The 24,593-nt window shown below is 36.5% G+C and carries 17 protein-coding genes; 3 read left to right on the forward strand and 14 right to left on the reverse strand.

The window, feature by feature from the left end; all coding sequences use genetic code 11:
* Positions 1–11: 11 nt before the first annotated feature.
* From A37Q_RS0105360 to tssC, 12 genes are all read right to left on the reverse strand, one after another.
* Positions 12–3,356, reverse strand: coding sequence for a hypothetical protein (locus tag A37Q_RS0105360; protein WP_018299254.1), 3,345 nt, complete (start codon positions 3,354–3,356; stop codon positions 12–14).
* Positions 3,353–6,139, reverse strand: coding sequence for a hypothetical protein (locus A37Q_RS0105365; RefSeq protein ID WP_018299255.1), 2,787 nt, complete (start codon positions 6,137–6,139; stop codon positions 3,353–3,355). Before A37Q_RS0105365 ends, A37Q_RS0105360 begins: the two co-directional genes overlap by 4 nt.
* 81 nt (positions 6,140–6,220) lie before the next feature.
* Positions 6,221–7,294: a type VI secretion system protein IglI family protein gene (locus A37Q_RS0105370; RefSeq protein ID WP_018299256.1), complete on the reverse strand. Its 1,074-nt coding sequence runs from the start codon at positions 7,292–7,294 to the stop codon at positions 6,221–6,223.
* A gap of 10 nt (positions 7,295–7,304) precedes the next feature.
* Positions 7,305–7,772, reverse strand: coding sequence for a hypothetical protein (locus A37Q_RS0105375; protein WP_018299257.1), 468 nt, complete (start codon positions 7,770–7,772; stop codon positions 7,305–7,307).
* Positions 7,773–7,802: 30 nt separating this feature from the next.
* Entirely contained in the window at positions 7,803–10,514 is a 2,712-nt protein-coding gene (locus A37Q_RS0105380; protein WP_018299258.1) for a PAAR-like protein, read from the reverse strand.
* Positions 10,515–10,529: 15 nt separating this feature from the next.
* Complete coding sequence (iglE, locus tag A37Q_RS14685) at positions 10,530–10,928, reverse strand: type VI secretion system lipoprotein IglE (RefSeq protein ID WP_018299259.1); 399 nt, start codon at positions 10,926–10,928, stop codon at positions 10,530–10,532.
* A 9-nt stretch (positions 10,929–10,937) separates the two neighbouring features.
* Positions 10,938–14,189 (reverse strand): hypothetical protein, encoded by a 3,252-nt coding sequence (locus A37Q_RS0105390; RefSeq protein ID WP_154648631.1) that lies wholly within the window; start codon positions 14,187–14,189, stop codon positions 10,938–10,940.
* 11 nt (positions 14,190–14,200) lie between these two features.
* Entirely contained in the window at positions 14,201–16,135 is a 1,935-nt protein-coding gene (locus A37Q_RS0105395) for a hypothetical protein (protein WP_018299261.1), read from the reverse strand.
* A complete protein-coding gene (locus tag A37Q_RS0105400) occupies positions 16,135–16,824 on the reverse strand; it encodes a DotU family type IV/VI secretion system protein (protein ID WP_018299262.1) in 690 nt (229 codons plus the stop codon). Before A37Q_RS0105400 ends, A37Q_RS0105395 begins: the two co-directional genes overlap by 1 nt.
* Before the next feature lie 115 nt (positions 16,825–16,939).
* A complete protein-coding gene (tssB, locus tag A37Q_RS0105405; protein WP_018299263.1) occupies positions 16,940–17,509 on the reverse strand; it encodes a type VI secretion system contractile sheath small subunit in 570 nt (189 codons plus the stop codon).
* Positions 17,510–17,544: 35 nt separating this feature from the next.
* The gene (locus A37Q_RS0105410; protein ID WP_018299264.1) at positions 17,545–18,180 is read right to left on the reverse strand and encodes a hypothetical protein; all 636 of its coding nucleotides are present in this window, start codon (positions 18,178–18,180) and stop codon (positions 17,545–17,547) included.
* 44 nt (positions 18,181–18,224) lie between these two features.
* Positions 18,225–19,829 (reverse strand): type VI secretion system contractile sheath large subunit, encoded by a 1,605-nt coding sequence (gene tssC, locus A37Q_RS14690; RefSeq protein ID WP_018299265.1) that lies wholly within the window; start codon positions 19,827–19,829, stop codon positions 18,225–18,227.
* A gap of 475 nt (positions 19,830–20,304) precedes the next feature.
* On the opposite strand from tssC, the gene tssK reads away from it, so the two are divergent.
* From tssK to A37Q_RS0105435, 3 genes are read left to right on the forward strand one after another with little or no spacing between them, the layout of a single operon-like run.
* Positions 20,305–21,573 carry a type VI secretion system baseplate subunit TssK gene (tssK, locus tag A37Q_RS0105425; protein WP_018299267.1) on the forward strand — a complete coding sequence of 423 codons (1,269 nt, stop codon included), beginning with the start codon at positions 20,305–20,307 and terminating at the stop codon, positions 21,571–21,573.
* A gap of 4 nt (positions 21,574–21,577) precedes the next feature.
* Positions 21,578–23,020, forward strand: a complete 1,443-nt coding sequence (gene iglH / locus A37Q_RS0105430) for a type VI secretion system baseplate subunit TssF/IglH (RefSeq protein WP_018299268.1) — start codon at positions 21,578–21,580, stop codon at positions 23,018–23,020.
* Positions 23,017–23,802 carry a hypothetical protein gene (locus A37Q_RS0105435; protein WP_018299269.1) on the forward strand — a complete coding sequence of 262 codons (786 nt, stop codon included), beginning with the start codon at positions 23,017–23,019 and terminating at the stop codon, positions 23,800–23,802. The genes iglH and A37Q_RS0105435 overlap by 4 nt, the downstream gene beginning before the upstream one ends.
* Here the strand turns inward: A37Q_RS0105435 and A37Q_RS0105440 are convergent.
* Entirely contained in the window at positions 23,780–24,208 is a 429-nt protein-coding gene (locus tag A37Q_RS0105440; RefSeq protein ID WP_035404797.1) for a hypothetical protein, read from the reverse strand. The two genes, A37Q_RS0105435 and A37Q_RS0105440, sit on opposite strands and share 23 nt — an antisense overlap.
* A gap of 76 nt (positions 24,209–24,284) precedes the next feature.
* Positions 24,285–24,593, reverse strand: a 309-nt coding sequence (locus A37Q_RS0105445) for an IS1 family transposase (RefSeq protein ID WP_018299271.1), incomplete at its 5' end; no start/stop codon positions are given.

Raw genomic sequence — 24,593 nt, forward strand, 5'->3', positions numbered from 1 at the left:
CTCTCCCTTGGTTAATTTTCCATTTCATGAATAAAATTTTGATAGAACTCTAAAACAGCTTCAATCGGAGCTTTATCTCCCATAGACATTTCGCCTATTTGAGCTTTAATCAGATCATTTACATCCATTATCCTAATGACGGAGCAAAGAAAAATAAACATTGCTAAAGTTCGTTGCAACCTTCTTTGAATATGGTTTTTCTCTCTCATATCCCCATCTTTTTGCACCATAATTCGAATCAGAATAATCCCCAGTAGATGAAAACAAAATACTGCTAGAAAAATGGATACCTTTTCCTCTTTAAAGAGCTTAATTTGTTGATAAAGCATCTCAATTTTATTGCTAAACTCACCATTTTCCTGCTGGCACTTTTGTGACGATGGCAACATGTCAGTCGCAATGTGATTACACATATTAAAATAGAACTGATCTGGCTCAAAACCACCCACTCCATTATAGGCGACCTCTAACGTCATATTAAACATCTCAAGAATGTACTCACTATTCATCACTTGCGCACACTGTGCTTGAATTTTTTTAAGATCCTCTATATAGCGTGTACCAAGAAGTCCATCTGTGTAGGTTTTATAATTAAACAAGATTTCGTGGTATTTTTTTTGACCTATAGCCACTTTTGTCACCGGTATATTATATAGCTTTGCCTGTATATTATTCCATGCAACTATAGCGCTGTTGGCTAATCGTTCACTCTTATTAACGGCATAGTCAAACTCTTTAATATAGGTGAATCCACTATGCTTTATACAAAATTCTGCAAGCCGCTTATTATAACTTTCTAACACCTTTTCTTTATCCCTAACCATTTGATCAATTATATCAATGGTATATAAATACAAAGAGGCAATAATTAATCCCATCAGCTGGCATATTCCTTTATATTCAATGACTTCTTCTTCAATAAAGTAGTTATCTCGCATTTCCACTAATAATATGAGCGTTGTCATTTGCTTTTTGCAGAGTAGAAACTCCTTTTGAACCTTGAGAATAAACTGACTCTCTTTACCATTTTTAATATCCAATGACTTCAGTCTAAATATATTTAAATACCCATCAATAAACGCCTGCGCACCTTGCGTGTTATGGCGAAAAACTAACGGGAATAAGTGCATGGTTTTCATAAAACCCATCATTTTCCCTGTCAGCATTTCATGCTCTGTATAATGCATCACATTGCCACTTACAAGCTCACCACTAGCCGAAATCCCTCTATCACCTGAAAGGTAAATAGAAGAAGCGCTCATTGCAAAATGATCAAGTGCTGAGCTTTGGATGCGATTCATTGAAAAAAGACTATATTCAACAAGAGAGGCTGTATTTTTGATATACTTTCCAATTCGTTTTCTCACATCTCGGCTTAAGCGCCCGTAAAGCGGGTGGTCAATAGCCAACTCTTCTTTTTTAAGACTTTCGAGATCACCCCTCAATCGCTTGATGTCATACTGAGTTGAGAGATGCGCTTTATTTTGCTGGCAAAATAGCCGGTGAAACTGCTGTAGTGAAAGACAGGTTATAATCTCTGTGAAACACTTTCCTGCATATAGAAAATATAGGTATTGTGACTTTGGTCTATGAATAAAATCCACTGTATTACGTTTAATAAAACAAAGATGAACTGGCAAAGAAGTTGCCATCACCATAAGATATTCCTCCATTAAGCCTGCAACTACGCTATACATATAGCTTTGCCTTGCTCTAATGTAACTTGCAAGATGCGCTGCACTGACCTGAATGATATCCTTACAGCCTACAGTGACCTGCTGAACTTGATTATGATCTTGTACTGCAATCTTAAAAGGTCTATTGCCTGCTATATACTCTATAACCTTTAAGCTAAGCGGTAGTTTTCTTATTTCATCAAGTGCATTAAAATTGCCTTTGATATGTGTACTTTGGTAGCTTTCAGGTATATTTTCTCTTGGAACAGGTACACTGTTGTCACTTTCAGCTTCATAAATGCTCGGTAATAACACAGCGCTTCTTTGTCTAGAGATTTCAATAGCTTCATTGTTTTCTCTTGGAAAACTATTGGCTAAATCTGACAACTGAGCGTCAATGTTCTGTAAATGTCCTTGAAGCTGAGCTATACTGCGACGAAGATTATTTTGTGTAATTGCAATAGCATTAAGGCTATCTTGAGCCCACCTGTCATAATCAGCAATATTATGGCGTTGAACTAGATCAATCTCCCCCCCTGGAATATAAAACTTATATTTTTTCTCTAATATCAATCCGGCCGCTATCCAAATTTTACGTGCCAAGCGAGAGCGGTTTTTTGCGCCCCATTGGTTCATTCTCCCTGTTAATTCTTTGATTGATTTAAATCCTGCTTCTGGCTCTAAGGTATAACTATTTCGAGAGACATTATTATCATTATTTAAATACTGGTTAACGCTTTTTCGATAAGACCATTTTAACCTTTGACCATAGTTATGTGCCTGAATAAGAGAATGAATTGTAAATTCACGCTCATTTGGAATTGCTCCCCAGTGAGCCAGATAATCATAGTGATTCTTCTGCCTATTTCTGCCTTCTTCTACCTGTAGCCTTTTTTGAAACTCATTTTTATTGATTTTATCGGCATCGATATCAATGACAATGGGGATCTCTTTTAGCTTTGTTAGATTCTGGGCTTTCAGCCTCTCAATATTAACAACCTGCATAATATAAATGAGCTTACTGATAGGAAGATAAACCACTGATTTATCCTGATACCCCTTAAAAGAATCTCTGACAGCTAACTGATCGATTGCGATTTTCTCATAACCTTCACCAAATGTGCCTCTGGCAAAGGCATTAAAATCAAGTGTGGCTTTTGGAAAGTTATCACTGTCTACAATAGCATCATTACTACTTATTTGAATTCCTCTTATCTTAGGAATATAATTGTTTAGCTCGGTAATGAGCTGCCTAAATTCCCCCACTTTAGAGACGCTCTCTATCTCATCAAGCCTTTTTTTTGAAGTGATAATATCTGTTTTAATTGTGCTTATTAGTATTTCAATCTCTTGAATTACATTAGTAATTCTGCTCTCATTATGTAATAGAACATTGGAGTTGATATTCTCATGAATACTGATAAGTGCATTAAACTCCGGAATATTTGAATTCAATCCATTTAGAAAACGATTTAATGCACTTTGAATTGTCTCAATGTGACCAAAAAGTGCATCTACATTTTTGTATAACTGCTCCCAAGAAGCATCTGGCTTTAATTGAATTGCTACACAACCACGTAAGTAATTGTAAATAAAATAGTGGTTTTCCAGGTGCAATTGAACATTTTCAACCTCTAGCGTATTATCATTTAATAAGTCATTACATAGCCATACTTTCATAGTACCCCCTCTCGAATCCGCCCCATATTCTGCGCTGTGTTATCTTGCACTTGTATATGTTCTTGTCGTGCTTGCAGTTCACGTTGAATTGCCGAATGGCGGGAAATATTATTATACATTACAGCACTTAGGGTGGATGAGATTGAATAAACACCGCTACCAATCGCAGCACCAAGTAAACCTTGAGCTCCACTACCACTAACCAACCTTGTCACAACACCTGACACACCACCGATTAGTAAAAGCTTTGTCTTATCTACTACTGCCTGTTTTTGAATTCTCTCTTTTGAAGTATCTAATAGACAGAGCCAGTCATAGCCCACATTATTATATACACTATCGCCCATTGCCTCTTTAAGCTTTTGAGAAAATGCTGCTGTATGCTCTGCCTTTGGCACATAATCTCTCACTGTGGCATTATTGCTAACAACACGAAAAAAGCGCTTAACATGACCAAAAAGTGTTTTATTTTTTGTTCGTTCAAGCTGCCCCAAAGGCATATTTTGAATCGCTGTATTTTGTGCGTGATGATAATTGGCTTTCATGTCCTTAAAATACCCCTGTTCACTCATTAGCTTTTGTAATGTTAGCAACATGGTTTTATAGACTCTTTGGTGGCTATCAAGCACTTGAAAGTATTTTTTCTGATCCTCTTTGACCAACAACATAAAATTTTGCTGTACGGTGAAAAAGCTCATTAAAAAGTCAAAATAAGAGCTATTTTTAAATTGTTCATATAACTCTAGTGATGTGTTTTTAATAATACTTTTTTGATGTGATTTAAGCGAATAACAATAGAGTTGCTGAAAAAAAACGGCATTTGTAAGATCCTGCTTTTTATCAGATAAGTTAAGCGGTACTATCTCTCTAGGTAAATCAAGATCACTAACATTAGCATAACGCATCAAATGCTCAAATGTGGCAATAAGTTTAATAATATGTAAGATGCGTTTTCGACTATGCCGATAAGATATTTCTGCAATCATTCCTGATTCTATCAGCGTACCATAAAGTGAATTAAATAGTGCAACTTGTGCATTTTGCATGGATTCGTTTAAGCTTGGCGCGGCAGATCTAAGCTCAATCACTCTGCCTTGCTCAAGCTTATCCATCTCTCTAGCTAGCTGATGGATATTTTGATTATTCTCCTGTATCACTTCTGCCTCTTTATCGATCAAATTAACCGCATTTTTATACTCATTTTGCAGGCTTTCTATTTGTTGCTTAATATCATCAAAATAGTTAGTGTTCATTAATGTTAGCGAATGGATTTGAACAAAAGAGCTCTGGATAGTTTCAAGTTTCCTTATCATCTGATCATACTGATTTGTAAAGTTCTGAGCAGCTTTCTCTACTGCCTCTTTAAAATCCACCTCTGCCTTTTGTTTTATTTCACGAAGCGCTCGTTCATCTATTGTTAATTGTGAGCGAAGATAATAGCCCTCTTTGGCATCTTGACTAAAACTTAACAAACTTAAAATACTCTCTTTTGGAAGCACTCTCCCCTCTGGCAATTCTTCCAATACACTATTAATCACTTTAGCAACCTCATTCCATGAAAGCACGAGACTCAAAAGTGATAATTTAAACACATCTTGTGTTAAAGCATCCTCTGATATATTCAAAGAAAAGCTATTACTCTGTTTTCTGAGGTTATCTAAAAATATGTATGCTTCTTGCTTGTAGGCTTCAAAAGCCCTACTTTGTTCATGCGAAAATAATATAAACTCATCAACTAACTGAATTTCACTCTCATTAATTAACCGTTCCTCATTCTCATTTGGCGACCGTTTTTCCTTGTCAAATTCGCCTGCAACACTCTCTTTTGGAAATGTTAATGTCAATATGTTACCAGCTTTTTGAATGATTTCTTCTAAAGTTTTTCTGACTGCCTCATCATCCACAAGAGGGAGAATCTCTTCATGACGAGAAAAGGGCCCCTCATGCTTTTCGATATAACACCTAAGGGTATTGATAAGCGCATTAAAACAGATATATATCATCTGGTGGTATAAATCGGTCTTTTGAACCCCCTCTCCACTTGAAATGCAAGCATTATGCACAGCAAGCATAACCACGCCTTGATGATAATCAAAGCTAGATTCTATTCCCCGATGCATTAAATTAACAATATCCTGTTTACTTTTTTCCATCTGATTGGCAGTGCTTTGAATAAAAGCAGAAAATCCCGTAACACAGGTTTCAAGCTTACTGTTCATATTCAAGAGGATCTTATTATGATCTTTGATAGTGCCAGTGAGCTTTATATAGTCATTAAGCTCATCTTGTAAAGCACCCAAATGACGAGTAAAGCTTTCAAGCTTATTCCTATTATCTGCTGTTTGCTGATTTGCTGTATTAACCAATTTTTCATAGAGCATATTTGCATCTTTCAGCTCTTTTTCTTGCAAAGCTATATAATACGCCTTCACTGCTTTTAAAATGCTTTGCCCAAGAAGCTGACTTAGCCGTGATTTTTTATATCCCGCTGCACGAATAAGAACAATTGCCCGTGATATGCTAGCAATATACTGCTCTACATAGCCTTTTAAATCCCCATTACTAAAAGGAAACGAAAACCGCATTTCAAGAGCGCTTCCACCTACCCCTCGTTCAGGCTCTACGGGAGAAAAATGTAATTCCTCTTGATTGTTATTAATTACATGCAATGACTTAGTAGCACTACTTGTTGCCATCCGCTGCCAACTTCTATTGCCATTCCTCTCAGAATACTTGGCAATACACTCAGACAAAATCTCATCTATACGTTCTTTAAGACTCATATGCCCTCACTTTTTCTTGATAATTTACATATCTGCACTTACTCCCTATAATGCAAAATCCACACTTTAAATAGAGGCTTATCATGTATTTAAAAATTGCTGAAAAGCTTCATCTTGATAATTCCCTTCTCCCTCCTCCATGTCCGGCAGGCGCTCTGGTGGCTGATACATGGATTGCATATTTTGTTGAGCATCCTGTACATTCACGTTATAGCTTAGCTTTTCTTTTTTAAGACTCTCTGGCGACATTTGATATTTCATTTTTGCCAGCTGCCACTGCACTCCTTCTTGCTGAGTTTGAATAATCTCAAGCATTTCTGACAGTCTTGCTTGATTAATCTCTTTGTACAATCCTTCAAAAGCTTTAGGAAAATAAACTCTTGGGTCAAAATTTTTAAATAGCTTTTCCACATCCTGATATAAGATAGCAGATTCAAACAGCTTGTTTTCTTGCAAGAGTGTTGTTAAAAGCACTACTTTTTCCATGAGTTGCTGCCAATGAAATGACCCTGTTTCACTTAATAAATTGGAGCAAGTCTTTTTAAGGTTATCTACAGCATTAGCTTTATTTGTAGCAACTGACAAATCTTCCTCTTGGTCTGCCTTTTCTTTTTCTACTTTTTTTGCTTTTTGCACTTTCAATTGAATGTATAAACGTGACATTTGGGTAATTTTATCATGCTGTGTTTGCAGTGTTTCTCTCAAGCTCTCTTGTGTGACTTTTTCATTAAAGCAATCACGCCAATCTTCAATAATAGAGATTAAAGCCTGCTTATTTTCCTCAGATAAGCGAATAGATTTTTTTGTCAACAATGATTCAAAGCTTTCATAAAACCACTTAAGTGATGCATACAGCTGTTTGGCAAAGCTATCTGTCGTTTGATTAAAATAGTTGTGTGTGGTGAAATAGTTTTCATAGCATTCTATTGTTTCAATGAGATTGTTCGTTTTAAGTGATTTTTTTATCTCGGAAAAAAACAGATAAAACCACAGCATCGTATCCAAAACTTGCTCTTCTTGAAAACTCTCTAAGCAAAGATCATATAGTTTATCAAACTCAAACTTCTCTGCCAGATTAGCTGCTTCTGATTTAATAAAAAGATCCATTCGACCTTCTTCAAACTCTATCTGCTGTAACTTTTCTATTGTGTTCATGCTATCACCTCTAACTATTTTCAATTTGCTGAGCACTAACAACAACGCGCCCATCTGTTTTGAGTTTGATTTGTGCTGCAGCAGTTGCACTAATAGCCGCAGCTTCTATGCTTAACTTGGTCGTCCCGACATTAATGGTGAAACCTTCTGCATCTAAAGACAGTGAGTTCATTCCAGCTTTAATAGAAAAAGATTCCACCTCAAACTCACACTTACTGCCATCAACTGTCAACTTGCCAGATTTTAAGGTTGTCTCACCTTTCACGTTCATTTTAAGTGATGACATGACTCCCGCGGCACTCTCTACTTCAGCAATAATTTCATTTGATGCTGCCATCTCAATTTTAGCGGCATTACTACAAACAGACTCATTTGCCAAATCCAGTGCCTGCTTTACCTTAGCACTACCACCACTTGTTAACTCTAAAGTAATGTTATTGTTTTTTTGTTTTATGTTTGATTTTGTACTTGAGCTCATAGCTTTACTCTTTTTATGTTATTTTATCTTTTAATACTGTGTCTCTGAGGCATCTTGGTTTGGATTCGTTGCTTGTAATTTAACACTTGGACAAAGTGCACAGGTCAATTTGCTTTTTTCAGTGACCGTGGGTAAATAATCCGCTTGCACCTTAAAACAAGTTTGCTCATAGGGCATAAAGGTAGCTAAACACATTGTTGGTAAAGTTACGGTCGCCGCTAAATTTGGATTTGAGGGGTTATTACAACATAAACCACCTGGCATAAAATTCACCCCCGGCAAGGAGTCCACTTGTGTAATCATTGTTTTGCCAATGCCATAGTTAATTCCAATGGGTGCTTTATGTACCATAAACGGCTGTACCGATGAAGGGCACATAAAGCTTGCACCATTTGCAACACCATAGGAGGAGAACTTTGGCATTGCAAATGCAAAATTTAAACAAGATAACGCGCCCCCCAAAGATGGCAGCGCTGGCATACCAACTGGCCAAAGGTTCATAAAGCCATTTAGCATCCCTGATAACATTCCTTTTAAATCTGGAAAGTTCATCGTTGGCATATCAAAACTTGGCATATTTGGAAACTGTGGTTTGAAGATATTTGGCATTTGCGGAATAGGAATATTAAAGTTTGGCATGCTTAACATCATGGCGCTAAAGTCCATGTTAAAACTAAACATCATAGACAAATCAAAGCTAAAGCAGTTTTTAAGCATATTTAATAAATCTAAAAGCTTACTTAGAAGCCCCATTAATAGGCCTGCTAGATCTGGTAGCTCCAACATCATAGACAAATCAAAGTCAAATAGAAAATTCAAATTAGGCAACGATGGTAGGCTCAGTGATAAATCAGGAAAGGCTAAAAATATATCTGGCAAGGCGATATCACATAAATTCGCATCAATATTGCCACATAAATCATCTATCTGTGGTAGCTGGCTTGCCATCAGCGCACCTAAATTAGGTGTATTAATCGTTGGCATCGCGGGCGGCGTAATGCTTGGCAAAGTAGGTGTTTGAAAGCTCGGAATATTAACACCAGGCATTGTAATATCAGGCGCCACTGGCAATGCTTGAAATGAGCCGAATGCATTTTGAAGGTCAGGCTTATTAGGTAAATTTACATTCATGCTACCTATCTGCCCCTTATTGAAGGAAGGTTTAAAGTCATTTTTACTTAAACCTGAATGCATATTACTTAAACTTGCAAACTGATCTTTTGCATTTGAGCCAAAGTTTACATTTGAACTGCTTGATAATGAGGCATTGGACAATGAAGAAAAGTCACCGCCAGAGATATTCATATTCCCACCTGACAGCCCGGCATTACCGCCTGACACACTGCCATTGCCTAAATTTAGATTGGGGCTTAGCGATCCTGATCCACTGTCCATATCTAGGTTCATATTACCAAGCTCATTAGCAGATAGATCACCCATTGAAGCTGCTTGAGATAATGCATCAAACTGACTTTGTGCTGCATTGGTATAGCTATCAGTGGATAATGAGGATAGATTTCCAGCATTGTTTACCTGCTCTGTAAACTGCTGATTAAACCCACCCACCTGATCAGATAGACCATTTAGTGCTTCATTTTGGCCAAAGTTGGTATTATTTGCGATATTGGTTGCATCATTCATTGCAGATTGTGCTTTATTCAGCTCTGAAAGCGCACTGGGGGCATGTAAATCTTGGCAACAACCAATCATTCCACCAAGCGCGGCAAGTGAGCCATCAACAATCAAAAGCTTATCTTGAATATCTAATGCTGGGCTTATTTTTGCTTGTTGGTTTAGTGAAGACGTCATCCCTACAGCCGCGGGGGCTTCAATGCCTGATTTAATTACAACCGGATCAGCAGAACTTGGTATTGGACTGCCTTTTAAATCACTTAACTGCCCCTTTAAATCATGATTATTTGAATAACTGGCATTGTCGGCTAAACCATCGATAATCTCTGGATATAGTAATGCGTTTTCTCGCTGTAATGCTGCTTTATGTTCAATGACTTTATCAGATGCTCTTTGATCTTCAGGCAAACGATGCATATTTTGTATTTCACGATCATTGTTGCGATATGTCCGCATTTTATGGCGAAGTGAGGTAATTTTATCACCATGATTTGAGGTTTTATCATACTCACTAAAAGCTGTTGCACTTTGCGAGAAATGATTATTTTGCTGACTAAAACGTTCTTTATGCTGTGCATCCAAAGCATTTAATAGTTTTTCTGACTTTTGTGGATTATCCTGATGCTCCGCTTTTATTTCCTTTCTTTTGGCAAAATAGTTTTTTGCTAGAAGATTATTTTGCTCAATCGGTTGATGCAGCGCCAATATATTTGCTTTCATTTCTGGATCGCTAGAATACCCCCCTAGCATGGAAGTATATTCACTTAATGCTTGGTGCATCTGAAGATTATGATAGGCAAGTGGACATCTAGAGGAAAGTGCATGCGCGTTTGTGCTTTTTTCAATGCACTGATCAACATAATTTTTTCGCTCTTCGGCTGATTGCATGGTTGAGAGATCTTGGGTGAATTTCTCATTAAAAACCTCTTTCTCTGGGCAGTGATACAATGGCTCATCAAGTGCACTTTCAAACTTTGAGTGGTGAAAGAAAAGTTTATAATAAGGCGTTTTAAAATCAGACACCTCAGGATGTGAGGCGGTGAAATGATCAAAAGAATCATATTCTTTAAAATAGGCCTTTAGCTGTTCATATGTCATATGTTCACACATGATTTCCACCTTTAGTTATGATTGAACCTCAATCTTATTCAGTTGCTGAGAAAAGTTTACAGAAGATTTATTTGCAGGTAATAAAAATGACCATGAATTCGCATCTAACTGATTTGATAAAAAATATACTCCAATATATTTTGAGCCTTCATTTGTTTTCACTTTAACACTTGTTCCTTTTCCGGGTGTTATCATAAAAGACTGCCATTTTTGATCGACAAGATTTTGATACACCGATACTGGCGTTGCCTTCATATAGCCATCTAATGACTCATCTTGATTTACCACCATATAAAACGTGTTACTATTATTAAACGTCGGTTGTGTCTGTACGGACAATATTTTTTCATCTACTGTGCTACATCCTGAAAGAATCAAGATAATTAGTAACAAGATATATCTATATACTTTCACTCAAAACTCCTATAGCGCTATGCCCGGTAAGCTAACTTCAAATGCAACACTTTGCTGGGTTTTTGGAATATCTAATTTCCAGAGACCTTGCTTTTCCTGCTGATGGTAGGCAAGAAGAAAAGCGAATAAATCAGGGTAGTTTTTCTGAACCTTGACCACTTGACCATTTGTCAGTATAAATCCAGCGGTGAACACCACAGGTTTCCACCATTTCACCTGATGATCAATCCAACCCACATCAGCATTAATGCCATAAATATTAAAATCATTTAATTGAACAAAAGAGAATTTCACACCTTCACCTGATGGCAGCTCACTGGCATGATTTCCAAGCTTAACCTTAACATCGATTGCTTTATTCACTCCTTTACTTTGTAATTTTTGCACTAATGCTTGAAGCTTTGTTAGCTCTGATAGTTGATCAGGGGTTAATAAGCAGCCAACCTGCGGCAATGGCTTACAACTATATTGACCATTTTGAACTTGATATAACCCCTGAATGTAATTCAAAAATTGCTTATATCTGCTATTTGCATTGAAAATATAGTCATTTAATACAGCCGGCGTCAGAGACTGATCAGCATTAATATTAACCGGGTAGTAACTGTTTAAAATGCTGAAATCCTCGGCGTGTAAGTCATGCCACATGATATTAATGTTTTCTTTCATCTCCATCACCCCCAAAGATTTTACTACCATCAGCGGCGCTGAAAGGCTTTGTTGGATCTTTCCTGTGACTTTAGATTGCTTTAAATACCCATCTAAAACTTGCAAATATGAGCCTTTATCTTGATGCAGTAATTTAGAGGTTATTTCATAGATAGCATATTCATCATGACTTAAATCCTGAGAGATTTCATGGAACACTGCTAAGTAGTTGGCAAAGCTATTTTCATTGGCAAGATACGCATTTAAATCTTTAAAATATTTTTCAATTTGTTTTGCTTCAGGAAAGGTCTTACTTGCTATATTTTCTGTATTCTCCTGATAAAAGGCACGTATCAAATTCCACCTTTCTTTTGAAGCCACCTGACTTAAATATACCTTTAAAGCATTAACCGACTGACCTGCCATCTTCTCCATATTGTCAGAAGCGATGGTGTTGGTTAACAGTTGTGTGTAGGTTTGCTTATACGATGCTACATACTGCGCTATGATATTATCCTTCCAAGCATCTAAGCTTGACATATCCGCATAGCGAGAGAGCGATCGACTGAGTGTATTAAATGCCGTGATTATTTTTGACACATAGCTTTGAATACCGAGCTGTGTATAAATAAGCGGAACATTATTGCCTTGAAAACTAATATCTTTAAGTCCACCTTCTCCTGACACAACCACAAGTGAATTGGCATTAATCACTTCGCTTGTCAGTGTATTAATTTTGGCTCTAACGATACTAAGACCCACTTCTTTATCAAGCGGTGTGCCTTTTTCGATATAATTTTGAGCTAATGATTTAATCGATTTTAATCCCTCAACCACACTATCTAATGAAACGTTTGTTTCGCTTGAGAATAATGTATGCATCGTTGATGAGTTAAAGATGCTCTGCAAGGTTGAAAAATATTTAAATGCACCAGCATGCGGATTATTTAACTTGCTAATATCAACACTACCTCCCAATGGCTCTATAGCCGTATGATCTGTTTTTAATAAAGCAATCACGACATCTGATTTTAATAATGGGATAAATTGTGTATCAATGTATTTTTGCCAATCATTGATTGATACTGATTTAGAATAAAGAAGGTAGTCAAAATAAGCATGGTCTATATATAGGTTTTGACTATTTTTTTGAATACTATCTCTTATTCCACTAATGAATTTTTCCCTTTCTTCTCCTGAAAATACGCTGTTTGTGCTGGTAATTGCCAAAATAGCATCATGATCAAGCCCTGTTATTTTCTCCCAAAGATAGCTGTTTCTCGCAATAATCCCTTTTGCTTTTTTATTATCTGACAATACTAAATAAGATAACAAAACCGCATCCACCTGTGATAGTTTTGTATAATCTTTATTGCTAAGGATAGATAGATAATGCTCTGCATACGCTGATTCAACATAATTATTTTTAAACCGCTTAGGTAGAATTCCTGAAGCTGATACAGGATTTTTCTTAATATACGCATTGTACATATTTGAGACATCTTCAGGCTGGGTTGCACCACCTTGCTCTAACACTGATTCAAACTGGTTTACATTCTGACTGAAGTTAATCGCTGAGATGACAAGTGACACAGAGCCAACTGTCAACACACCACCACCAATTAAAGAGAAAAGCATTTTATAATTGGTCGATTTAATCTCTTTTATCGGTTTAATTTTGAAATTAAATAAGTGCTGGTTTGCGGTTGAACGGAAGCTTGGCAAATAAATAATGCTTTTAACAAGTTCAATATCTTGAGACCCCTCAACAAAATAGCGATAAAACCGCTCCATATCTTCTGCGAATACTACACTTTTACTAATATAGTTTTCAATTGCCTGAAGCGCTGTTGTATTTCCCTTAATCGACTGATATAACTCAATCATATTATCATTAACTAAATTTGTCAGAGCATATTTGAAATGCTTATGTACACTACGGTATGTATTTTTGCTAACATCTAAAGCACAAGAAGGATGATATAAAATATTATGCGCATATGTCATATAGCTCTCAAAATCCTCAACCTCAGAGGTATCAAGTGATAGCGCAAATACTGTGTTTGAAAAAAAGCTGCACATTAGCGCCGATACAGTCGCTGCTTTTTGGGATAGTTGTGTTGGTTTTGCATGTAAAATAACAATTGGTTGCCTGCGATAGCGTTTTGATAACAACAGCCAAAATTGCTTCAGTTGCACGGCATCAAATGCATCTATATTTCTTAGTTCTTGCACAAAGAATCCACTTGAAATATTCAAACGATAATTATCATTTAAATACGACTCTTTATGTCCAGTGATAATTTCTCCAAGACCTGTTTCTTGTTGTAGCATTTCATCTGAGCAAAGGTTAATTAGTAGATAAAGCTGCTTATTATACTGTCGTGGCTCAACGCTTGTTGGCGCTTGAGCAACAAACTCTTTGTATGAGCGATAATAGACATTATTAAAATGAAAACGCTTAAAAAGTGCCTGACATTTAACTTTGAGATAATTCCATAAAGGATTAAATATTTTACCATATCTCTTTAGCAATAAAATAATAACGACAATGCCTACACCCGCAATTGCTAAATGGACACCATATTTTGATAATAAACTCATTACAGACATCGTTTTTTCCTTTACTCTCCTACGCTTAATTCAATACCATCTTTATTCAAAATGATCACCTTTTGACCTGACTGGTTTTCTTGCTCAATAAATAACTGGGAATCCTCTTGATCAATTTGATAGCGAATATTGGCTTCATTTTTATCGCCCATATTAATGCCACTAATTTGTGATTGGGTGCTGACAAACTTCTCTTTATTCAGCTGATAGCCATCAACCGCCTGAAAAAGCAAATACTCTCTTTGGCAATTAACATAAATAATACTCCCACGACGAAATGGAAAAAGTGTCTGATTGCTCTCAAGCTTTCTTTTCACTACAAGTGGGAAAAGGTTGGTGCTTTTCTCAGACAGTATTTCTTTTGACAACTCAACATGATAGCTTGGTTCATCCTTACAGTAAGGATTTTCTTGCCATCCACTGGCGTTTTCCGTTGCCATGTCATCAACGCTTGCCACTTCATTATCCTGCCCTTTGAACACTTTATAATCATAAGGCTTTGTATTATCTTGAGATAAGGTGACGATCTTTGCCGTTACTGTCACCTCACTTGCCTTTTTGTAGTCTTCTATCAGGGCGCTTTGTGCCTGATCATCAACAAACTCAAGTGATGTCATTGTTCTAAGTTCAGGCAATTGGTATTTTACCTTGGCTGTTAAACGCTCATGTGTATCATAAGCTCTAGCATTTTGTGCATCCTCCGGCTGAAATACCTTAAATAGCACGCGTGCAATATACCCCTTTGAAAATCCCGTCATACTATAGTAATTTGTTACAAGCTTACTGAAATCACACATGGTAAGTGGCTGAAGCTTCATATAAGTTAAGCTCTCATATAAGTTAACTTTTAATGTATAGTTTTTTGAGAGTTGATTTTTTGCTTTTTTGCTATGTAAATTCCAGCTATTGGTAAACTGATTAGGTACGCGATAAGAACTCAAGCGCGGGCTTTTTATCAACTGATCTTTTTCAATATAAACAGGGTTAATCAAACTTTGTGTACTTTGCAATAAATAATCGGTATTCACTACGGCCTCAGGACCAATATAAGCTCTTTTACGCTTTAGAGAAAGATTATGTATCCGATATAAATCATTATACTGGAAGGTTACACTCTCAGTGTTTTTTTTATCGATCTCTTGTTTTAAATCATGAGTCAAAAGATACTGATTGGATGCTGCATCATACAACAGATAGCCATTATATTGATATAAAACCTCTAATAGAAAATCATAAAGACTTCTATCAATACAATTCACACAGATCATTTGATGCTGATCACTATTAAGCGCAGACCAAGCGTTATCTATTTTATATTCAAATAATTTCGAAAACGGTGACAGTAAATCTTCAAATACACCCTTATAATTTGACTGACTGTAAATGGTAAATGGAGAGAGCTTCTTGAGCATCGCTGAAAGCGGATCAAAGAATTTGAATTGATACTGCTGACGCGCACTGAAGATTTTAATGTCACTATTATCCAACGTGTAATCTAAATCACTCAGCTCATATGAGAAATTATCTCCAGTATCTACTTTTTCAAATGCATTTGTGCAAAGTCCTGTCAGCTTAATTGTATGCTGATCACTGTTTTTATCACTAACAATTTGTTTGTCTTTTTTCACTGGTAACTTATCGACCATATCAATGGTAACATCAATCGCAAAGACACCATCAGAAAATAAAAAATCAAGTTTGCTATTGTTATTAGATAATGCTGAGAGTGAAAAATGCAATACGCCTTGAAACCCATGGATATTCATATCAAGCATCAACATATCAAGATAATTCGGTAAAAGAACCACCTCTTTATCTTGTTTTAACGTTAAGGTTTTTTGGTCAATAGGAATAAGTGAAACGCGCAGAACATTATAGTGAACCGCTACGCGTAAATCTTCTTTTTTTCCCTTTGATTGCCTCTCCCTATTTGGAGCTGATATCATCAAAGCCACCATATAAAGGCATAGATAAACAAAAATAAAAGTGCTGCGCCACCAACAAAACTATAATAGAAACGACTATCATACAGCCACGTTAAATAATGTGGGCGATCATATTTTATCTCACTTTCAGGCATCGAAGATAAGTAGCCATGAAGCTGCATAAAGCGATCCGTTGACTGATTTTGTGACTTTGCATCCTCTAAGTACTTGTTAAGCTTATCCAAATAAAACTTCACACTATGCTGATTTGCTAAATAGTACTTCCCTTTAAATCCTGACTCCAAAAGCAGGCTAATTGAAACAACTGAAAATTCAGGCAGTTGAATAACGCCTGATAACAGCTCGTCGATAATGGTATAAAAATACATCCCACCGTCAACACGCTGATAATAATAACTTTGTAAACTATTCCACTTGAATCCCTCCTCCAAGGACTCAGAAATGGCTAAATTTACTTTTTCATCACAAAAACAAAGGATCGGAAAGACAATATTAAATGCAGTTTGCTCACCGTAAACTTCCTCTACAATTGACTTCAAGGCATCAACATTATCAATCAGCTCTGAACGGTGCCTTAATATTCTATCAGAGAAGGACGCCTCAGCACTTAGCTCTGTAATAATTTGACCTGTTGCACTTGCTCTGCCTGTAATCGAAAGCCACAACTGCCAGAATATTTGCTGATCCATACAGATTCCTTAATCTTATAATTTATATAATTGCCGGCATACTCCTTAGTTATCTCTACATAAAGAATTACAGCGACAAAAGCAGAACACAAAGCATTCAACCTTTAACAAAAGGCTATTTTTCTGAGGCGTTCGTTTCATCTGAAAGCATCAGTGCTTTTTTATCTTTCTGCGACGCTAACAGCTCAGCATAACCTTCAATATTCTTCATCTCAGATTTCAAAGCCGCTTTCCCACCTTCGTCATTAACCATCTCACGCACTTTCGACTGAAATGATCGATTATTATCAAAAAGCGTCTCAAAATTTGTAATAATCTCTTTCAAACGTAGTAAGCGCTTTACCTCGGGGATATTGTTCGCCAATGATGCCGGCGTGAAACAGTCTATCCGCTTCATATCAAGCTTGCAGTTTAAAAGTGGAGATGAGTTAGGGTTAATGTGATTAGGAACAGAAAATTCACGAGAAATATTAAGCTTTGACATCACAGCATTAATGCCTTTTTTGCCATTTAAAATCTCCCGATCAACGTACTCTTTTTTTGCCTCAACTGAACTTCCTTGAGAAAAGTCACCCATCACCATAACTTTAAGAGGAAGCTTTTTTTCTTTTTTTGCGCCATCTGCGCTAACCATATCATAGGATATATTAACGCGAGATTTCGGAAGTTTTTGTTTATAACTCATCATAGTCACCTAGTTTTGGTTAGGGTTGTCAGAAATCAAGTTTCAATCGAGTAAACTTGCGTGTTTTGTTTTTGCCCTTTTTGAACATGAAGCTTTAAATTTTGCCCTGGAGCATAAACACCATCAATTTCAACTCGTGTTTTCCCACCATCTTGCTGCTGCAAAGACGCATCTGCACCCGTATTAATATGAATAGCACTGGTTTGACAAGAAAGCTGCACCTCACCATCTGATTTTACAGCTTGAATAAATGTCTGATTCTTACCCTGTTCATCCGCTAATACAACTTGCTTTTCATTAAATCCGTTAAACTTAACAACTAAACCCTCTGTTGTTCCTTTTGAGCCATCATCAATTGCCTGTTTAAGCGCATTTGCGTCCTCAACATTAACATAGCCTGTAATACTGACATGATTATCTTGAGACTGAGCAATCAATGGAAAACGAATACTTTCCACAATAAAAGCAGCTTTGGTGCTTTGTGTGCTTTCGCTGCCACCATCATATGCTACAATATGCTTGCTACAAGTTTTATCACCAATAGCAAAGCTTGTTAAGAACATACGCGCATCTTGATTTTGATATGAACTGGAATGCCCTGTTACCGCATTTTCAGCTTCACTGCGATAGTTTAGAACTGTTCCACCTTCTACTTCAAAATATACACTCATTTTTTGATCCTCTTTTTAGGTTAGTTAGTGTTAATATTTTACAATTATTCTTCTGTTGCTGTATCTTCTGCTGATTCGCTTTCTTCAGATGAACCATCATCCTCTGCCACTTCTTCAACCACCTCACCTTCAATTGGCAATTTGGTTGCCAAGCGAAGTGAAACATCAATTCCCTCCAATTGAATATGTGGCACAAGATCAATATTACATGAATACCAACCAAGCTTCCCTGGCTGCGACTCAACACGTGCACTGGCTTGTTTAAATGGATAGTATGCTAATGTCACATCAGTTGGATTACTTGCAATAGTGACATAGCTATTGAGCCAATCACTAATAAAGCCGTTAACCGATTCAATGTCATAGGTGCTCCCAATTCTGTCTCTCACCATTGATTTTAAATAATGTGCAACACGAGATACCGATAAGGTATAAGACAAATTAGCATTGGCCTGAATAGTCTCAAGCATATCTAAATCATCTAAATGCTCCGGAATATATTTCGCTGATTGCACACTGAAAAAACAGCCGCCTTGTGCTCGCTTGTCACCAACAAAAGGCATAAACCCAGATCTAGCAAATGCATATTCTTGTGAGTCAGAAATAAAATACTCAACGCTGCCTGTTTTTTGCGTATACCCTGCCAAGTCAAATTCATACGTTGGTAAATCATCAATAAGCCCCCCTCCCAGAGGTCCTCTAATATACTGCGTCCATCCGGTTTTTTTGAATGACTTGATGATATTTCTTGCCATCAAACCAGACGCATACCCCCACTGATATGAGTTTTGATCAAAAGGATCATCTTGCTTTTCACTAAAAAAGCTCACTGAATATTGATTTCTACCTCTATTGCCAAATAACTCTGGAGAGTCACTTTCATAAGGTCTTCTCAACAAATAACGCGGAAAGGTTAAGCCAACATATGCCGCTTCCTCTGTTTTTCTAAAACGCTTCCAAAGTGAATATTTAGAGCTGTCTAGTAAGCCTGCAACATCATTAACTTCAGAGAAGGCATCAAATGACTCATAACCAAAAAACTCAGCCCCCACATTACTCAAAAAAGGTGCATGAGCAGAAGCACAGACTTTGCCAATATTTGACAACATGAAAAAATCATCATAATTACGCTGAATATCAAACATGCCGACAACCAGTGAGTAAGGCTCGCCCCCAAACTGATCATACTCAGAGGAGTAAATGTTTTTAAACAGATTGGAGCCTGTGTAATCTGCACTATTTAACTCAAAATCATCAATCAGATCCTGCTTAGTAACCTCATACAAACACACTTCCACATCTTCTGCGTCCTCTGCTTCCATAAATACATCATTTAAAGAAAGCCACATAGACTCAAAATAACGAAAATCTTTATTTTTTAAGACTTCATTTAATTGTGCATCGACGATTTGGTCTATTTTTGCTTTGATTCTAGAGGTAATCTCTTTAGAAAAGTTCTCACCATTTTGTAAATCTGCCAAGATAGTATTTAGCGCAATTAAAAACTCTTGCGTGTCTTGCTTTTCTGAATCTTCTTTTTTGACAAGCGCTATTTGATTAAATCCAGTATGATCAAGCGTTTGGTTTAATAAGCCTTGATTCTGACTAACATTTGCAGTGCCAAGCAATGCTTCTACTGTTTTACTCATTATCCTACCTCTGCAGTCTAATTGATTGATAGGCAATCATTATTTGCCTTATTTTAATACACATCTTTAAAATTAATTATGTGAATATTAGTAATCAAATTAACTTTAAATCTGTTGAAACAAAGATTACACCCTAACGCAAAACTAAATCAATGCAAATTATGCTAAATATTTTAAAATTTTTTATTTTGTAATAAATGAAGCTAAAACGCATATCTCTTATTGACACAAAATGAATATAAGAAGTAACATCCATTTGATATATATCACTCGCGAATCATTTTGCGGTGTTTAATGTTGAAGAAGTTTTTGATAGTTTTGAGTCATTGGATTGCAGGTAATAGCTGGGACTATTAGCAATATTTGATGACTCAAAAGAACAAGAAATTCAATGGCAGAAATAGGGTAAAATGGTTTGCGGGTGGTATACACATTGCAAAGCATTTTGTTGTGTTTAAAAAGAGGTTGATTTGTTATGTTAATTAATTGGGAAAATGGGCTTATTCTATCAGAGCAAATATTAAAACTGAATGATAGAATACGTCAAAATGAAGCATCTACGCTGGCTCTTAGCTTTCTCCCTTATCAAAAACATTTTATTTCAAGTCTGTTTTTTGATTATAGCTACTTAAAAGAAAGTAAAGTTCAACTAACAGAAATATGCCTGATTGATAGCACTGGTAAAATTATCCACTTTTCAGACAAATGGTTTACAAAACAACCACCAATCGACCTTGAGCTTTATAGCGACCAAGAAAGTATTGATGTGTTTATTAATTTTCATGAAAAAAATACAAAGATACCTTATAATAACAAAGAGATTCCAGTTAATTGCCTACATCCTAAGCTTGCTATTAGTGAAGATGATAGCGCCAAGTATTGCATCCGCCTTTTAAAATTTACCAAAGAAGAGCACAGCTGGAGCATTGACACAAGCTATATTCCCCCACTTTTATATGCAAATCACACCCTTTTTCAACCCATGTTAGAGAAGACTTTGCATTGCATTGAAAGGATTAAGCATTTTATAAACAATGAAATTCAACATCTTCCAGCGAATCAGATCAACACCTATACACAGCTTGTAGATATCAAGCGCAGCTGTTTTTGCATTCTGACTATAATCAATGATATTAAGGCACATAAACGCTCAATTTTAATTAGTTCTTTCTATGATGTTTTGTACCAAATATACACACACACTGTCTTTCTCAAAGCGTTAGAAGACCCAGAGATTTTATCATTCACACCTGAGGATGTTTACGGTGCCTTTAAAAAACTCATTCATAATATTGAATCGCTATTTGAGCTGAAGCTCACCAGCAACAGCTATTCACGTCTTTTACCAAACTCACAAGATAAAGCACTCTATAGCTGCAATATTGATGAGGCTGCACGCTACGCTAAAAATGTATTTTTGATCTTACGCAAGCAAGATATTAAAGCAAATATTCTTCCTTCTGATCTACTTTTGTCTGCAAACAGTGACATACAAAAAATGGCGCAGCTCTCTTTGCCGGGCATTCAGTTAACCCAGTATCACGGACAGCTATCAGATCACACATTTAACAAGGTTGTGTGCGATATTTATAAGCTTGAATTAAGCGCTCAATGGCAACAATGTATTGAAGAGAAATCAATCAGCTTACACTTTGATCATCCAGCGCATCAAAACTGTCACTACTTTTTATTCTACGAGCTACCTAAGCAATATATGGATTTAAATTCAACTAAAAGTGAGTAGTTTTATGCAAAAAAGCACATCGCATGGAAATATACTGCCTGACACAGAAGCCATGCTTGTCAGAACGTTGGAGGAGCTTTTACTAGAGACAAAAGATAAATTAGAGCAGGCTTTTTATGACCGACTCACACACGAGCGAAACGCGCACCTTCTTGAGCAGTACCCTTGGTTTTTTGGCGGCTCCCCACTTAAAGTTTTGGCTAAGTTAAACTTTCACTCTCTTGTTAATAAACCAATTTATCTGGGCTATGAAGACCAGATCTCACTGATTTCAAATAAACAAACCGTCACATTAACCCCAATGTGCGCCACCTATCTACACCCCTTTAACATTACCAATGTAAAAATATTGCCGCATGAGTGTGTTATTGATTTTAACTCGGAACATGAATGTTTATTGCCTGAGATATTTGATCTTCACATGGCCTCGCACAATAGCACGCTAAAAGAGCAAACCTTGGCATCTTGGTTGTATCTTAAACTACTTAAATCCGAGCCTTATATAACCATTTCACAATTTAGATATACAGGCCAAATTAATATTCAAAAGAGCATCTTTCACCACCAGTGTTCTTATCATACACTCTATCAGACTCTCAAGGCACCTGAGACACAGCAAAGGCTAACAATAAGCCTCCCAAGTGACATTGCACTTCGCCCTTGCCGTCATTTTTCCTTGCACTTCCCCATCAATGTAGATAGTGATGCATTAAATGGCACAGATATTCAAAAGATGTTGCACACCAATTTGCTGCCCCTTGAGAATATCTATCGAGACAACCCTGACACCATATCAACGCACTTTGCTCAGAAAAAATATCAGCTTAAACTAAATAATCAAAAGAACACTGCTATTAATCAGATCTTTAAAGTTACCGATGAAAATCACCAACTCATCCCAAAAAGCTTTTATAAAATTTCCTGCAATGACACCAGTCAATATCAACTCACACTAACAGGTCATTACTTATTGCACCATGTTAACCAAGCTGAAAAAAGCACCCCCTCCACCAATCAACGCTGGCTTATCCACAGCGCTTGTCATGACAACATTCTCTTATCTCCCAGCGAGATTAAATTTGCTAAACTAAACTTTAAAAGCATCTCTATTGATGCGTACCACTTACATATTTTTCGCCTTTACCCACAAATTCCTTTTAAGTTTAAATCTTTATCTTATCTAGAGGGGTTAGAAAACCTAAACTATCAGCAATTAACAGTGAATGAAGTCAGAACGATTGTTCCCCATCTTAAAGATTGCGCATTCTATGATGAAATACTCAATTACATAAGCAACCTTGAGCCAAGCATGAATTGGCAAAAGTTTTATCAAAAAAAGCCTTATAAACAACTTACCAGCTATTATGCTGCCTTTATTGAAGACATCATCGACAACATTGATCTTTTTCTCAAAGATATCAGTATATTAGAGAGTCATATATCATGACAACCGAAAGAAGTAAGCTGCAATTGCTGGTTGATTTTTTTAATCAACATAAGAATATTCACCCCGAGCTTATTTTGGATAGTTTAAAAATACTTAACTTAAAAGCGCATGATTTGATTATTCTAGCAGGCGAAAAAAAATATACTCAAAGCATATTTCGCTATGTTCAAAAGCTCTCACTGTCAAATGGAAAACTATCTTTACACTGCTTCATCCCAATTGAAGGAAGAGAAATATTTCAAACATTTGAGCATATAAAGCGCCGGTTTCCACTCATGGAAGATAAAATTGAGCATTTTTATAATATGCTATTAAATATTTTTATTCGCTCTTTAATCCTTGAGTTTAATCCACAACTTACCCAATTCTTTGAACATGTGCGATCTAGGCAAAAAATCACGCAAAATGACATACAAAAACACCTTCAGACCATCATTATCCACCCCTCCAATACATATATAACCAATAATTATATCCCAGCAAATATAACCAAAAAGTCATACAAAATTGGCCGAAGTTCAATCAGTAAAAGAAAACTTACTAAAGTGCTGCAAATACATATTAATACCGCCTTAAGCAGTAGCACGGATATTCAATCTTTAAATGCGCAAACAGATATGTTCTTAGAATCGCTAGACACTTTTTTACCCAACAAAAAAATCCAGCTTATACATACGGTTCAAGTCTATAATTATCACGGTGTTGGCGGTAAGCTTGGCGCGCTTCATATTGGGTCACGTCTTTGGACTAAGGCGCTAGTTAATTTTCCCAAAGATAAATAATACCTTTATCGCTATATTTTTTTACATTCAACACGCGTAGATGAAGATTTCCATCAGACAAGTTCCAGCAAACCTCTCTTGCACTGTCATCTACATATGTGACATGCCCATCAGGGGAAAAAATAAAGCGCTTCCCTTTTAAGATTAAGGCTTCTGCCGCCCGATGCAGCCCTTTCTTATAAGCAACTGTTTTAGCTTTAGTTGCTAATTTAAGCTTATAGAGTTTCTCCTCCATCTCTTCATAAGTATTCTTTGTCACTTGAAGAGCATATGTATCTTTATATACAACCCCACCTGAAACAGCATATGCAACTTCCATCGCACTATATACATTGTTGCTTTTATGCATTGCATACAACATAGTCATAGGTGAACAACTTAGCACAAAACCTCTGTACCGACACATACGATAATACTCCATCATATCACACTGGGATAGCCGCTTTTCACCTTCATAATAAGGTGGTGTTTCCCTTTGTCTTTTATATGTTTCTTCCCCATTCGACTCGATTGATGTAAAGACCAATCACAGTGTCATGCATAAACTCGCTTTTTGAAAAACAAATGCTCTTTCTAGCAAGCCTTTTAATCCTTGTCCTAAAGGTTAGAAACTTACGCTCAATCTTTTGTGTATTTCGCTTCCCTATCTCATGATATCTCTCAGGAATATATTTCGTGTAGCTGCCCCAGTCATCACTGAAAAAGCACTTTACCTTAAAATGCTGTAATGTTTTAAGCAGCACTTCAAATGTGTTATCCGTTCGCCTACCAAAACAATAAGCAACAATCTG

This window comes from Fangia hongkongensis FSC776 = DSM 21703 (genome assembly GCF_000379445.1).
GTDB classification, from domain to species: Bacteria; Pseudomonadota; Gammaproteobacteria; order Francisellales; family Francisellaceae; genus Fangia; species Fangia hongkongensis.

Coding starts and splice junctions, on each gene's coding strand:
- A37Q_RS0105410 (WP_018299264.1), bottom strand. CDS start 18,180: ATGAGTGTATATTTTGAAGTAGAAGGTGGAACAGTTCTAAACTATCGC.
- A37Q_RS0105400 (WP_018299262.1), bottom strand. CDS start 16,824: ATGGATCAGCAAATATTCTGGCAGTTGTGGCTTTCGATTACAGGCAGA.
- A37Q_RS0105380 (WP_018299258.1), bottom strand. CDS start 10,514: ATGTGTGAACATATGACATATGAACAGCTAAAGGCCTATTTTAAAGAA.
- A37Q_RS0105440 (WP_035404797.1), bottom strand. CDS start 24,208: ATGTGTCGGTACAGAGGTTTTGTGCTAAGTTGTTCACCTATGACTATG.
- A37Q_RS0105360 (WP_018299254.1), bottom strand. CDS start 3,356: ATGAAAGTATGGCTATGTAATGACTTATTAAATGATAATACGCTAGAG.
- A37Q_RS0105370 (WP_018299256.1), bottom strand. CDS start 7,294: ATGAACACAATAGAAAAGTTACAGCAGATAGAGTTTGAAGAAGGTCGA.
- A37Q_RS0105435 (WP_018299269.1), top strand. CDS start 23,017: ATGACAACCGAAAGAAGTAAGCTGCAATTGCTGGTTGATTTTTTTAAT.
- A37Q_RS0105395 (WP_018299261.1), bottom strand. CDS start 16,135: ATGATATCAGCTCCAAATAGGGAGAGGCAATCAAAGGGAAAAAAAGAA.
- tssK (WP_018299267.1), top strand. CDS start 20,305: ATGTTAATTAATTGGGAAAATGGGCTTATTCTATCAGAGCAAATATTA.
- tssC (WP_018299265.1), bottom strand. CDS start 19,829: ATGAGTAAAACAGTAGAAGCATTGCTTGGCACTGCAAATGTTAGTCAG.
- A37Q_RS0105365 (WP_018299255.1), bottom strand. CDS start 6,139: ATGAGTCTTAAAGAACGTATAGATGAGATTTTGTCTGAGTGTATTGCC.
- A37Q_RS0105375 (WP_018299257.1), bottom strand. CDS start 7,772: ATGAGCTCAAGTACAAAATCAAACATAAAACAAAAAAACAATAACATT.
- A37Q_RS0105390 (WP_154648631.1), bottom strand. CDS start 14,189: ATGTCTGTAATGAGTTTATTATCAAAATATGGTGTCCATTTAGCAATT.
- iglH (WP_018299268.1), top strand. CDS start 21,578: ATGCAAAAAAGCACATCGCATGGAAATATACTGCCTGACACAGAAGCC.
- tssB (WP_018299263.1), bottom strand. CDS start 17,509: ATGAGTTATAAACAAAAACTTCCGAAATCTCGCGTTAATATATCCTAT.